We start from the raw sequence: 11,698 nt of genomic DNA on the forward strand, positions 1-11,698 counted from the left end.
CTTACGCCCGCGATTCGAGCGCGTCGGCGGCGTTCTCGACGGCCGCCTCCTTCTTCGCGGGATAGGCTTCGACCTTCGCGCGGAGTTCGAGACCGTCTCCCTGTTCGACCCGACCGCTGAATGCCGCCTGCTTGTCGAGGCGGAGGAACAACGAACAGTTCTCGTCGACGCGCTCTTCGAGTTCCGCCCTGATACCGCCGAGGTCGATGTCCGCAAGCCGGTCGAGGACGTAACGAACGTCGTCGGCGTTTTCGACCCGTGCCGAGAGCACCACGATGCGGTCGCCGTGATGACCCTCGCTTGCGACGCGCTCGATGGCGACCTCCTCGGGCAGGAAGTGATCTAATGCACTCTCGACGCGCGCCTCGTCTTCGGTCCCGTAACAGAAGGTTCGCAGGTCGACGTAGTGGAAGGGAACGCCGCTCATGCGCTCGGTACGCGCTCTGACGACAAACGCCTTACTCCTCGCTCGCTTCGAGCGAGTCCTCGGGGACGCCCGACTCCTGGCCCTCGGCGAAGTTCACGGTGTAGGTCGCGTCGCCGAACATTGTCTCCATCACCTGCGTCACGGTGCCGGTTTCGCCGTCGTACTCGCTGTGTTCGTCGTGCAGCACGACCTCGTCGTCCTCCTCGAAGCTCATGGACGCGCTACCGGACGGGCGGATAAAAACGGCGTGTTTCGCCGCGCTCGTGTCTCAGGTCTCCTTGCTCACGCTCATCGTGTCCGTCGAGACGAACAGGACCTCCGTCCGTCGGGAGACGAGCCCGAACACGAGTCCGAGCAGGACCCCGTAGGCCCAGTGGGCCAACAGCGTCAGGAGTAGATAAAGCACGAGTGCCAGCCCGGACTGGCCGGCGTAGAAGGCGACGAGAAAGCCCGTCCACATGATCGTGGCGAAGCCGAACCCGCTCTGGACCATCGTCCGACCCGGAAGGTAGTCGTTGAGCACGGCAAAGAGCAGCGGCCACGTCGTCATGCCGCCGCCGGCGAAGATGACGTAGCCGAGCAGTGCGCTCTCGGGGCGTCCGAGACCGAGATGGGCGAGTTCGGCGAACGAGGCGCTGTCGATGACGCCGAGAGCCACCCCGGCCCAGAGTATCGGTGCCATCGCGAGCAAACCGACGCCGCCGGCTATCGCGCCGATGACGCCGCCCTTGACCACGGCGGCGGCGTCGTTTTCGGCTTCGTTCGGGGATTCGCCCGCGATGGCCGCGACCACCGAATCGACACGTGACACGCCTACAGAGTGGCGACCCGGGGGTAAAAACTTACCGCGCGTGTCGGCTTAGCCGTACGACTGCCCCTCGTTTCGCTCGGCGTTCATCCGCCGAATCGCCCCGCAGGCCGTGCTCGCGTCGTACCCGAACAGGACGTCCTTGGCGTAGGCGTCGGCCACCTCGGCGGCGTGAATCAGGTCGTCGATGTCGATGTCGGGCGCGTAGAGTTCGATCGAAAACGGCGTACTGAGCGCGTCGAGAAACCCGTTGGCGATGATCTCGATCCAGTAGGTCGTCGAGTAGGCCATGTCGTAGAGCGGGACGACGAACTCGTCGACGTGTTCGGCGAGGTCGTCGAACGCGATGCCCGACCGCTCGACGAGGTGGCCGGGATACGGGTCGGGATGGACCGTGAGATACAGCCGGCCCGGCACGCGCTCTGCGGCATCGGCGACGAATTCGGTTATCACGTGTCTGCGCCACGCGAAGCGGTCGTCGAAGTCACTTTCCGCGAACTGGCTCATACAGCGCTCGCAGAAACAGTATTCCGGGCGGGGAAAACCAACGTCGTCGAGGCGAATATCCCCACTGACTGCGGCGGCGTCGGCGATGGTTTCGAGCAGTCCCTCACGGTAGCCCGGATGGGTGGGACAGACGTACGCCCAGTCGAAGTATCGGCGCTCGCGGGTCGCCCGCTCGCCAGCCTCGTTGACGGGGACGACGTCGGGATTGGCGTCGGCGATGGCGTTGTCGGCGTGACAGGAAATCATGCTCACCGCGTCCTCGACGGGTTCGTTCGTCCGGCCGCTCACGGATTTAACCTCGAAGAACGCGCGGTCGAACTCCGGCCAGTCGAGTTCTCTCTCGTTGCGCGTGACGACCCCGAACATACCCGACGTGGGACGTGCGCGCGGGTAAGCGGTTCGTTCCGTTCACTCTCGATCAGTTCACTTCCAGCCGGCGGCGGCGAAGACGATGCCGAGGACGAGACCCGTGACGAGTAATCCGCCGCCACCGATGGCGTAGAGTTCGGTGGTCGTCCACTGGAAGCGGCTGCCGTAGCGCACGATGCCCGCCGAGACCAACAGCGTGAGTCCCGAACCGACGAGCGTGGTCACGAAATCGAAGCCGAAGCGTGCGCCGGGGTCTGCCATGTCCCGTACGGTCGCGTCGCGGCCTTCGGGGTTCGGCCGGCGGTTGCAAGCATCGCCACCGACTCCGGCCGTCGACGGTCGTCACCGTCGCCGAATCTCGGTGTCGTGTTTATGGTCTACTGGCCCGAACCTCCAGCGTTATGCCGACCGTCGAGTGCAACGGGGCGACCCTCTACTACGAGGACTACGGAGCGGGCCAGGCGATCGTCTTTCTCCACGGGGCGGCGGCGGGGCTGCGGTACTTCGAGCCGCAGTTGATGGGTCTCTCCGAACAGTATCGGACGCTTGCAGTCGATTTCAGGGGTCACGGGCGATCCGAGAAGACCGAACTCGGCCATACCCTGCCACAGTACGCCCGCGATCTGCGTACGTTTCTCGAACGACTCGATATCGACGACGCCATCGTCGTCGGCTGGTCGATGGGTGCGATCGCCTCGTGGGAGTACGTCGACCAGTTCGGCACGGACCAGATACGCGCGCTGGTCGACGTCGATATGGAGCCGTCGCCGGCGAAACGGGAAGGTTACGAACACGGGAGTTACGACGTGGACGGACTGAGAGAAGCGCTCGTGGGGGTCCAGACCAGACCCCTCGACCTCATCGACCGGTCGATAGCGGCGCTGCTCAAGGAGCCGCCCTCTCGGGAACTGAGAAACCTGCTGTTCGACGAGGAATCGCGGTGTCCGCCGCCGATACGGGGCGCGATGCTCCTCGAACTGCTGCGTGACTATCGGGACGTGCTCCCCGAGATCGACGTTCCGATGCTCGTGTGTGCCGGCGCGGACGAGAAGTGGCGAACCGTCGCGTCCGTCGAGTACGTGACGGAACTCGTTTCGGACGCCGAGTTCGAACTGTTCGCCGAAAGCGGCCACTGTCCCACCGTCGAGGAACCCGAGCGGTTCAATCGGGTACTCGGTGAGTTCGTCGAATCGCTGTAAATCCCGGCGAACCCTCCCTCGTTCGGCCGAGAGCGTCAGACGCTGATGTGATCGGTGAGGTTTCGCCGAACGATGGTCTCGCAGTACGCACAGCGAACGCCGTCGTCGAGGACGGTGAACCGGGAGGCAACGGGTTCGCCCTCGGTGGTGATGCAGTTGCGATTGGGACACGAGAGGACGCCCTCGACGGTTTCGGGCCGCTCGACGCGGTTCTTCTCGACGACGTCGTACTCACGGATGATGTTGATGGAGGCCGCGGGCGCGATAAGCGAGATGACGTCGACTTCCTCCTGACTCAACTCGCGGCCCTCGATCTTCACCACGTCCTTGTACCCGAGTCTGTCGGAGGGAACGTTCATCCCGACGCTCACGACGTCCTCGGTGTGGCTGTCGATACCGAGGATGGCGAGCACGTCGGGCGCGTGCCCGCCGGCGATGTGGTCGATGACGGTGCCGTCCCGGATCTTGCTGATGCGGAGTTCGTGGTCCGGGTGGTCGTCGCCACCATCATCGCGGTCGCTCATCGTCCACCCTCCCCGAGGAGCAAGTCGAGCAGCGCCATCCGCACCGGAACGCCGTTGTGGGCCTGCTCGAAGTAGTTCGCGTACTGGGTCGCGTCGACGTCGGGCGCGATCTCGTCCACGCGGGGCAGCGGGTGCATCACCACACACTCGTCCCGTGCCGCTTCGAGCGTGGCGGCGTCGATGCGGTACTCGCCGGCGACTTGGCGGTATTCGTTCTCGTCGGGGAAGCGCTCGCGCTGGATGCGGGTGACGTAGAGCACGTCGAGTTCGGGAAGTACGGCATCGAGGTCGGTGTGTTCTTTGACCTGTGCGCCGGACTCGTGGAGGTCGTAGCGAACACTGCGCGGGAGACTCAGACTCTCGGGACTCACGAAGTGCTGGCGGGCGTCGAACTTCGTGAGCGCGTAGGCCAGCGAGTGCACGGTCCTCCCGTATTTCAGATCGCCCATGATGCCCACAGTGAGGTCCGTGAGACCATTGGCCGCCTCGCGCATCGTGTAAAGGTCGAGCAGCGTCTGGGTGGGATGCTGGCCGGCCCCGTCGCCGGCGTTGATGAGGGGGACGTCGACGAACTCGCTGGCCATCCGGGCCGCGCCTTCACTGGGATGGCGCAACACGAGCGCGTCGGCGTAGCCCTCGATCACCCGTACGGTGTCGGCGAGGCTCTCGCCCTTGGTCGCGCTGGAGGCCTCGACCGGCCCCATGTCGAGTGCCTCCCCGCCCAAGCGCTTGATGGCGGTCTCGAAGCTCATGTGCGTGCGCGTGCTCGGTTCGAAAAAGCAGAGCGCGAGCAGGTCGTCGGCATGGCGCTCACGACCGGGTGGGTCGCGCTTTATCTCCGTCGCACGGTCGAGGACCGTCTCGATGTCCGCTCGCGAGAGGTCCTTGGCGCTGATGACGTGGTCATGGTCCATCGCCTGTAGCCGGGCACCGACCTCCCTTGAATCCCCCGACCCGCACCGACGTGCCGACAAGGTTTATCCACCGCCCATGAGAGGATGATCCAATGTCCGAGCGACTGCGGACCGGCATCGACGTCCTCGACCAGCGACTCGGCGGTGGCGTCCCGCCGGGGACCATCGCTGCGCTTTCGGCCCCGCCGGCGAGTCAGGCCGAACTCCTGCTCGCCGAGTTCGTAGCTCCCCGCGAGACGCTGTATCTCACGCTCGACAGACCGAAATCGGCGGTTGCGGACGGTCTCCGCCGGACGGCGGTCGAGACTGGCGACCCGGTCGTTCGGGCCGTCGCCGACGAGGACCGCATCGACCACGCCATCGAACTGCTCGACGGCCTCCCCGAGCGCTCGACGGTTGTCGTCGACCCGCACTCGGCCATCGAGCGCGAAGGTCGCACGGGATTTCTTGCGTTCATGACTCGCCTGCGCCAGCGCGTCGCCGACACGGACAGCCTCGCGGTGTTGCACTGTCTCGACGGACGGGACGTGTCGTCGTTGCGCGACAGCACCGAGCACGTGGCGGATGTGATATTCGATCTCACGACCGACATCGGGAGCGCGACGGTCGAAAACCGGCTGGCGGTCCCCAAGTTCCGTGGCGGCCGCGCACTCACCGACACCCTGAAACTCAGGCTCACCGACGGTGTCGCGGTCGATACCAGTCGCGACATCGCGTAGTAAGGCGGCGGGTCTATCCGGCGGTGCGTTTATCCGAAGACCGGTCGACACCACGCACAATGGCTACCGAAGAGTGGGAGTTCAGCCTTCGACGTCTCGCCGTGCAGGTGACGCTCGTCGGGCTGGTCGTCATGGTGGCGCTCAGCGATTTCGGCAACCCCGTATTCGCCGTCGTCGGCTTTCTCAGCGGTCTTCTGCTCGTACTGGCGGCGGTCGATGCGGTCCGCGAACACCCGCTCTATCCGATCGCGTTCGGGGTCGTCATCGTACTCGCGGGCGTCGCCGGCATCCTCATCAACGGTCTCGGCTTTTTCGTCGCCGTACTGCTCCTCGGCGGACTCGCCTATCTCGCCGAGTGGGGCTACCGGCAGTACGAATCCGATGGGTCGATCGGCACGCCGCTCGACTGATTACTCGTCTGCGTCCTCGTCGAGTTCGTCGGTGATCTCGTCCATATCGACGTCGGCGTCCTCCAACTCCTCCTCGATTGCTTCGAGGTCGGCCTCCTCACCGCCACCCATGCCGCCCATCATGCCACCCATGCCGCCCATCATTCCTCCAGAACCGTCGATTACCTCCTCGACGACCACGCGGTCGAGGTCGAGGCGGTCGATGAGATCTCCCAAAATCTGCTGTTTGCCCATCATCCACTGCTGGTCGAACTGGAGCTGGGGTGATTGCTCGATGTAGAGCGTCTCCTTCTCGACGATCTCGGTCTCGAACTCGGGTTCTGCCTCCTCGTCGTCTTCGTCCTCGTCGGGTTCGACCATCCGCTCTTCTTCGACGTCGTCCGTCTCGATACGCATGTCGAAGTCGGCGTCGAAGTACATGCCGAGCATGCCTTCGGCCTGTTCGAGGCGGTCGTCGACCGTGTCGAGCACCTCGTAGTCGTACTCGACGTCCTCGCCGGCGAGCGGGTGGTTGAAATCGACGCGTGCGCGCCCGCCGATGATCGTTTCGACGTGGCCGTGCTGGCCGTCGATGTCGACGTGGCCGCCGGGGTAGCGGTCGTCCTCGGGGATGCGGTCTGCGCTCACGGTTTTGACCTCGCCCTCGTCGTACTCGCCGAACGCTTCCTCGGCGGGCACCGTGACGGTCCCCGAGTCGCCCTCCTCGCCGCCGGTGAAGTCCGCCTCGACGGCGTCGAAGAGGTGGCCGGCACCGACCGCGATGACGCGCGGTTCGAAGCTCTGTTGCTGGTCGGCGACGCCCTCCTCTTCGGCGACCTCCTCGTCGGTCGTATCGACGAGCTGGTCGTTCTCGACCGTGCGGGCGGTGTAGGCGAGCCGGACGAAATCGCCCTCCTGGATTCCGCCTGCGGCTTCCTCGCTCGTCTCCGATTCGGCCTGTTCGCTTGCTTCGTCGCTCATACCCACTCAACTCCCGTTCGACGTTTAAGAACGTTGCTTCGCGTCTGGCCCTCTCGCGAAGCGGTCGGTCACGGAAGACCGCGAGCGCTGCCGCAGCGCGATTCGTGGTGAGATCGGTCGGTCTTCGCGAGCCAGTCGCGCTCGGTCTCGCTCAGCCGGTAGTGACACGACTCGGGAACGCGACGCTCCCAGTAGAGGTCGCGCACGGGCGAGATTCCGTGGCGGGGCGGCTCGCCGGGTCGCGACACGTCGACCGACTCGGAGACAGCTCTGAGTGTTCCGGCGGCTCCGCCGTCGGCACTGGCGGCGTTCCCAACGGGGTTGGCCACGAACCCGCCGACCCATATCGCGTTGACCAGCACGATGGCAGCGAACGCCGCCGCGAGCCAGCGCCGATGAACCGGTTGCGCCCGCGCGACGGCCAGCGCGACCCCGAACGCGAGGAAGGTGACGAGCAAATAGAGATCGGGCGCGCTGTCGAGGTCGAACAGTATCTGGAACGCACCCCACGCCGCGCCGGCGTACACCCACCAGTGGCGGCGGAACTCTCCCCGGCCGGCAGCCAGCCCGGAGAGTCCCACGGCGAGCGGCACGAGCGCGTAGGCGAGATAGAGAACGAGTTTGCCGAGACGTTCGGTAATCGGTTGCGCACCCTGCGTTGTGAGCGGCACGTACACCACCTCGACGAGCATCGAGGCGAGCGCGTCCGACAGCGCGATGGGGACCACCGCCACGGCCGTGACCAGCGCCATCCCGAGCGCAGTGCGGGCGAGCGCGCGCCGGTCACGGTGCTCGACGGCGATGCCGAGGGTGAGGATGGCGAATATCGCCCCGTACTGCCAGTAGCCCGCGCTCGCGGCGGCGGCCGTCCCAGCGAGCAGCGGTCGTCTTTCGAGTGCGAGCACGAGTGCCCCCAGTCCGAAGAGCAGGGTGAGATACTTGGGTCGGAAGCCGTTCGCCGAGAGGCGGTAGAAGGCAGGCATTGCCAGCAGGGTGCAGCCGGCCAGCAGTGCCGCCAATCCGTCGCCGGTGAGCCGATGGGCGAGCAATCCAACCAGAAGGCTACAGCCGACGGCGGCCCCGGCGACGAGCGCGACGCTCAACAGATGGAGGGAAAGTGGGTCGCCATCGGTGAGCGCGGCGAGCACGGCCGTGGTTTCGATGGCCAGCGGGGGCTTGATATCCCAGATGTCGGCGTAGGGTATCGAACCTTGTGTGACGTACCAGCCGGCGTGCTGGAAGAAGGCGGCGTCGATGTTGGTCGTTGGGGGCGTGGTCGCAAGCGCTCGACGTACTGAAAGTCCCTGGACGAGCAGCGCCAGTCCTCCGAGGACGAGCGGCCAGCGCCGGTCGAGGAACGATGCCTCTCGCACGACTCTTTCGGGGGTGCTCGTGTGCTTCAAGGTAGCGAAGTCGTCGGCGCTCGTGCAGGGGAACGTTTAGTAGCCGGAGCGCCCTGTAGCAGGTATGGCAGACACCACCGAGGCAAGTCAGAGCCTCTCGCGCGAGGAAGCCGCCGACGAACTGGAGGCACTTGCGAACGAACTGCGTGGGAGTGAGGACATCACCGTCGCCGTCGGCAACAAGTCGGTCGCGCTCACGCCGCGCGACACCGTCGACTACGATATCGAGGTGAGCGAACGCGAGCCGATGCTCGGCGACAAGCGCGAGTCCGTCAGCATCGATCTCCACTGGAAGGCTGAAGAGTAGCTTTTCCGGCTTCGGTTCGAGACGTCACTGTGTACGAGGTCGAATGCAAGGTCGCCGCCCGCCACGAACCCGTCCGCGAACGACTCGCGGCGCTCGACGCCGACCCCATCGATACCGTCGAGCAGGCGGATACCTACTACGACGCCCCCCATCGGAGTTTCCCCGAGACCGACGAGGCGCTCAGAGTCCGTCGGGAGGGCGAAACGACGCGACTCACCTACAAGGGACCGCTCGTGGATGCCCATTCGAAGACCCGCGCCGAGCACGAGACGGCGGTCGAGGACGGCGAGACGATGGCGAGACTTCTCGATGCGCTCGGGTTCACGCCCGCGGCGACCGTCGAGAAGGAGCGCGAGAAGTTCCGCTGTCGGGGGTACACCGTCGCCCTCGATACAGTTTCGGGTCTCGGCGAGTTCGTCGAGGTCGAGGACGGGGCGGCGAGCGAGGGCGACATCGAGCGCGTCCGCGATGGCGCGCGCGACCTGCTCGCGGCGCTCGACTGTGACCCCGACGAACAGATCCGGCGGTCGTATCTCGGAATGCTGTTGGCAACCGCCGACGAATAACTACTGGTTATCTCCCGGGACGGGAAGGTTTCCGCAAGTTATAGGCCGTGCGACGGCGAACCCACTTCATGACCGAACGAAACGTTCGCGTGGCGGCGCTCGACCGGCCGGCCGCCGAGGACGAGCCGGTCGAAATCGTCGAACGAAAGGGCATCGGCCATCCCGATTCGCTGTGTGACGGCATCGCCGAGAGCGTCTCGCGCGCGCTCGCGGCGGCGTATCTCGACCGCGTCGGTCGAGTGTTACACTACAACACCGACGAGACGCAACTGGTCGCCGGCAGCGCCAAACCCGCCTTCGGCGGCGGCGAGGTACTCGAACCCATCTACGTGCTCATCGTCGGGCGCGCGACCAGCGAGTACGAGGGCACCACCATTCCCACCGAACCCATCGCGCTCCGGGCGGCCCGCCAGTATCTCGAAGCGCACGTGCCCGAACTCGAAATCGGGACTGACATCGTCGTCGACGTGAAACTCGGCGAGGGCAGCGGCGACCTCCGGGACGTCTTCGGCGAGGGCGGCGTGGCGATGGCAAACGACACGAGCTATGGCGTGGGTCATGCACCGCTCTCCGAAACCGAGCAGATCGTCCTGAACGCCGAGCGGCGACTCACGGGTGAGTACGCCACCGACCATCCCGAACTCGGGCCGGACGTGAAGGTGATGGGCAAGCGCGAGGGCGACGACATCGAGATCACTGTCGCGGCGGCGATGATCGACTCCTACATCGTGGACGCCGACGCCTATGCCGAAGCGGTCGAGGAGGTCCGCGAGTACGTCGCGGACGTCGCCGACGAGTACACCGACCGGGCGGTCTCCATCCACGTGAACACCGCCGACGATTACGACGCGGGTTCGATATACCTCACTACCACAGGGACGAGCGCCGAACAGGGCGACGACGGTTCGGTGGGACGGGGCAACCGTGCGAACGGACTCATCACGCCGAATCGCTCGATGAGCATGGAGGCGACCTCGGGGAAGAATCCCGTGAATCACATCGGCAAGATCTACAACCTCCTGAGCACCGAGATCGCCGAGCGCGTCGTGAGCGAGGTGGCGGGCATCCGCGACCTCCGGGTACGACTCCTGAGCCAGATCGGCCGGCCCGTCGACCAGCCCCACGTCGCCGACATCCACGTCAGCACCGAGGCGGGCGTCGCCGTCGGCGACGTCGAGGAGGAGATCCGAACCATCGTCGACCGCGAACTCGCCGACGTCACCGGCCTGACCGACCGCGTCATCGAGGGCGACGTCTCGACGTTCTGATCGATTGGAGCGGGACCGTCGTCACCACGACGCAAGCGCGTCCAATCGCGCGGCGCGCTCTTCGACCGCCGCCGCGTCGAGCGGGCCGTCCTCGGTGACGACTGTGATCAACTCCGCCGGCGTGCGGTCGAACGTCGGATTCACCACGTCGATGGCGGCGTCGCCGTCGTAGACGTCCCTGGGATCGCCGTCCTCGAAGCGCGCGTCGCCGGTGGTGATTTTGTCGTTCGCGGCGACGGCGTACACGGATACGTCCTCCCGAGCGGCGGCGATGGCGATACCCCGTGTCCCGACCTTGTTCACGACGCTGCCGTCGGCCAGTATCGTATCGGCTCCGACGAGCACGCTATCGACCGTGTGCTCGGCGAGGACGTGGGCGACGGCCGCGTCGGTCACGAGCGTCACCCGGCACTCTTTGGCGAGCGTTTCGGCGACACCGACGCCCTCGCGTGCGGGCCGCGACTCGGTGACGATAACTCGCTCGATGTCGGCCTGTCGAAGCGCGTCCAGCACCGTGCCGGACCGCGAGAGGGTCAGGACGGTCCCGTCGAGCAGCGTGGCAGCCTCGTGGGCTGCGTTCGCGTCCGCATCGAACGCGCGCTCGATACCCGCCCGGGCCGACTCCTCGACCGCTTCCGGGGTTCGACCTACCCCGTCCATCGCCCGATCGACGCGGTTTTCGACGACGACCATGCTCGGCCGCGCTTCCCGGAGGTCGTGCGCGAGCGCCGCGAGGTCGTTCCACCGGTCCGTTTCGTCGCCCGCTTCCGTCGCGAGCACGCCGGCGCGGTCCCGGAGCACCTCCAGTGCGCGCACCGACAGGTATGCCGAGCCGTGGTCGCCGTCCTCCCGTACGGTCTCGACCGTCGGCGCAACGCGCTCGTAGGCGTTCCAGAGGCCGGGCACCGTCTCACGGTGGTGGATTTCGGTCGGCGGGAGCCACTCGAATGTGTCGGTCCCGCCGATCTCGTCCATCCGTGAGTCATAGTCGAACAGATACGGATGGATTCGCCGACGTGTTTTTCGATCCGCCTCGACGACGAACGGCTCGCCCCGCCGGACGAACGAAACGGCGTCACCGTCCGTCCACCCTCGAACTGCTTCGTGTGCGGCTTCGTCGGGGTCCCCATCCGCGTGGCTCACGAGTGCACTCCACCGATCGGCATCCGCGTCGGTTCCGTCGCCTCGCTCGGTGAGGAGTATCTCGCCACGATTTCGGAGGAAACAGGTGATGTGGGGCTTGTCCATACCGGGAGTAGCTACTCGTGGTGCTTCAAGATGGTGCGGAAGGGTGAGACGATGAGATACGTGTGTCGC

At 65.9% G+C, this 11,698-nt stretch carries 16 protein-coding genes; 6 read left to right on the plus strand and 10 right to left on the minus strand.

Features of this window, described 5'->3' with window-relative positions; genetic code table 11:
- Position 1: 1 nt before the first annotated feature.
- From ACP97_RS17215 to ACP97_RS17235, 5 genes are read right to left on the minus strand one after another with little or no spacing between them, the layout of a single operon-like run.
- A complete protein-coding gene (locus ACP97_RS17215; protein WP_049999072.1) occupies positions 2–427 on the minus strand; it encodes an RNA-binding protein in 426 nt (141 codons plus the stop codon).
- Between the two features lie 31 nt (positions 428–458).
- On the minus strand, positions 459–641 hold the full coding sequence (locus tag ACP97_RS17220) for a hypothetical protein (protein ID WP_049999073.1): 183 nt from the start codon (positions 639–641) through the stop codon (positions 459–461).
- A gap of 54 nt (positions 642–695) precedes the next feature.
- The gene (locus tag ACP97_RS17225; RefSeq protein ID WP_049999074.1) at positions 696–1,238 is read right to left on the minus strand and encodes a DUF6789 family protein; all 543 of its coding nucleotides are present in this window, start codon (positions 1,236–1,238) and stop codon (positions 696–698) included.
- Between the two features lie 48 nt (positions 1,239–1,286).
- Complete coding sequence (locus ACP97_RS17230) at positions 1,287–2,108, minus strand: hypothetical protein (protein ID WP_049999075.1); 822 nt, start codon at positions 2,106–2,108, stop codon at positions 1,287–1,289.
- A gap of 57 nt (positions 2,109–2,165) precedes the next feature.
- Positions 2,166–2,372: a hypothetical protein gene (locus ACP97_RS17235; RefSeq protein ID WP_049999076.1), complete on the minus strand. Its 207-nt coding sequence runs from the start codon at positions 2,370–2,372 to the stop codon at positions 2,166–2,168.
- A 140-nt stretch (positions 2,373–2,512) separates the two neighbouring features.
- Between ACP97_RS17235 and ACP97_RS17240 the strand changes: the two genes are divergently transcribed.
- A complete protein-coding gene (locus ACP97_RS17240) occupies positions 2,513–3,310 on the plus strand; it encodes an alpha/beta fold hydrolase (RefSeq protein WP_049999077.1) in 798 nt (265 codons plus the stop codon).
- 35 nt (positions 3,311–3,345) lie between these two features.
- On the opposite strand, the gene pyrI is transcribed toward ACP97_RS17240, so the two are convergent.
- Together pyrI and pyrB are read right to left on the minus strand one after the other, a co-directional pair.
- Entirely contained in the window at positions 3,346–3,834 is a 489-nt protein-coding gene (gene pyrI / locus ACP97_RS17245) for an aspartate carbamoyltransferase regulatory subunit (protein ID WP_049999078.1), read from the minus strand.
- Positions 3,831–4,748: an aspartate carbamoyltransferase gene (pyrB, locus tag ACP97_RS17250; protein WP_049999079.1), complete on the minus strand. Its 918-nt coding sequence runs from the start codon at positions 4,746–4,748 to the stop codon at positions 3,831–3,833. Before pyrB ends, pyrI begins: the two co-directional genes overlap by 4 nt.
- A gap of 92 nt (positions 4,749–4,840) precedes the next feature.
- Between pyrB and ACP97_RS17255 the strand changes: the two genes are divergently transcribed.
- Positions 4,841–5,467, plus strand: a complete 627-nt coding sequence (locus tag ACP97_RS17255; RefSeq protein WP_049999080.1) for an RAD55 family ATPase — start codon at positions 4,841–4,843, stop codon at positions 5,465–5,467.
- Positions 5,468–5,526: 59 nt separating this feature from the next.
- A complete protein-coding gene (locus tag ACP97_RS17260; RefSeq protein ID WP_049999081.1) occupies positions 5,527–5,877 on the plus strand; it encodes a hypothetical protein in 351 nt (116 codons plus the stop codon).
- Here ACP97_RS17260 and ACP97_RS17265 read toward each other — a convergent pair whose 3' ends face one another.
- The gene (locus tag ACP97_RS17265) at positions 5,878–6,837 is read right to left on the minus strand and encodes an FKBP-type peptidyl-prolyl cis-trans isomerase (protein ID WP_049999082.1); all 960 of its coding nucleotides are present in this window, start codon (positions 6,835–6,837) and stop codon (positions 5,878–5,880) included.
- 68 nt (positions 6,838–6,905) lie between these two features.
- Positions 6,906–8,210 carry a DolP-mannose mannosyltransferase gene (locus tag ACP97_RS17270; protein WP_049999083.1) on the minus strand — a complete coding sequence of 435 codons (1,305 nt, stop codon included), beginning with the start codon at positions 8,208–8,210 and terminating at the stop codon, positions 6,906–6,908.
- A 94-nt stretch (positions 8,211–8,304) separates the two neighbouring features.
- Here ACP97_RS17270 and ACP97_RS17275 point away from each other — a divergent pair, with 94 nt between their 5' ends.
- The 3 genes from ACP97_RS17275 to ACP97_RS17285 all read left to right on the plus strand — a co-directional run bounded on the left by ACP97_RS17275 (position 8,305) and on the right by ACP97_RS17285 (position 10,381).
- Positions 8,305–8,547: an amphi-Trp domain-containing protein gene (locus tag ACP97_RS17275; protein WP_049999084.1), complete on the plus strand. Its 243-nt coding sequence runs from the start codon at positions 8,305–8,307 to the stop codon at positions 8,545–8,547.
- A gap of 29 nt (positions 8,548–8,576) precedes the next feature.
- Complete coding sequence (cyaB, locus tag ACP97_RS17280; protein WP_049999085.1) at positions 8,577–9,113, plus strand: class IV adenylate cyclase; 537 nt, start codon at positions 8,577–8,579, stop codon at positions 9,111–9,113.
- A gap of 68 nt (positions 9,114–9,181) precedes the next feature.
- Positions 9,182–10,381 (plus strand): methionine adenosyltransferase, encoded by a 1,200-nt coding sequence (locus tag ACP97_RS17285; RefSeq protein WP_049999086.1) that lies wholly within the window; start codon positions 9,182–9,184, stop codon positions 10,379–10,381.
- A 21-nt stretch (positions 10,382–10,402) separates the two neighbouring features.
- Here ACP97_RS17285 and ACP97_RS17290 read toward each other — a convergent pair whose 3' ends face one another.
- Complete coding sequence (locus tag ACP97_RS17290; protein ID WP_049999087.1) at positions 10,403–11,629, minus strand: initiation factor 2B; 1,227 nt, start codon at positions 11,627–11,629, stop codon at positions 10,403–10,405.
- Positions 11,630–11,698 lie beyond the last annotated feature (69 nt).

It is taken from the genome of Halococcus sediminicola (genome assembly GCF_000755245.1).
Taxonomy (GTDB): domain Archaea; phylum Halobacteriota; class Halobacteria; order Halobacteriales; family Halococcaceae; genus Halococcus; species Halococcus sediminicola.

What these genes read in the sequence shown, in the direction of transcription:
- ACP97_RS17215 (WP_049999072.1), bottom strand. Translation starts at nt 427, where the DNA reads ATGAGCGGCGTTCCCTTCCACTACGTCGACCTGCGAACCTTCTGTTAC.
- ACP97_RS17220 (WP_049999073.1), bottom strand. Translation starts at nt 641, where the DNA reads ATGAGCTTCGAGGAGGACGACGAGGTCGTGCTGCACGACGAACACAGC.
- ACP97_RS17230 (WP_049999075.1), bottom strand. Translation starts at nt 2,108, where the DNA reads ATGTTCGGGGTCGTCACGCGCAACGAGAGAGAACTCGACTGGCCGGAG.
- ACP97_RS17235 (WP_049999076.1), bottom strand. Translation starts at nt 2,372, where the DNA reads ATGGCAGACCCCGGCGCACGCTTCGGCTTCGATTTCGTGACCACGCTC.
- ACP97_RS17240 (WP_049999077.1), top strand. Translation starts at nt 2,513, where the DNA reads ATGCCGACCGTCGAGTGCAACGGGGCGACCCTCTACTACGAGGACTAC.
- pyrI (WP_049999078.1), bottom strand. Translation starts at nt 3,834, where the DNA reads ATGAGCGACCGCGATGATGGTGGCGACGACCACCCGGACCACGAACTC.
- pyrB (WP_049999079.1), bottom strand. Translation starts at nt 4,748, where the DNA reads ATGGACCATGACCACGTCATCAGCGCCAAGGACCTCTCGCGAGCGGAC.
- ACP97_RS17255 (WP_049999080.1), top strand. Translation starts at nt 4,841, where the DNA reads ATGTCCGAGCGACTGCGGACCGGCATCGACGTCCTCGACCAGCGACTC.
- ACP97_RS17260 (WP_049999081.1), top strand. Translation starts at nt 5,527, where the DNA reads ATGGCTACCGAAGAGTGGGAGTTCAGCCTTCGACGTCTCGCCGTGCAG.
- ACP97_RS17265 (WP_049999082.1), bottom strand. Translation starts at nt 6,837, where the DNA reads ATGAGCGACGAAGCAAGCGAACAGGCCGAATCGGAGACGAGCGAGGAA.
- ACP97_RS17275 (WP_049999084.1), top strand. Translation starts at nt 8,305, where the DNA reads ATGGCAGACACCACCGAGGCAAGTCAGAGCCTCTCGCGCGAGGAAGCC.
- ACP97_RS17285 (WP_049999086.1), top strand. Translation starts at nt 9,182, where the DNA reads ATGACCGAACGAAACGTTCGCGTGGCGGCGCTCGACCGGCCGGCCGCC.
- ACP97_RS17290 (WP_049999087.1), bottom strand. Translation starts at nt 11,629, where the DNA reads ATGGACAAGCCCCACATCACCTGTTTCCTCCGAAATCGTGGCGAGATA.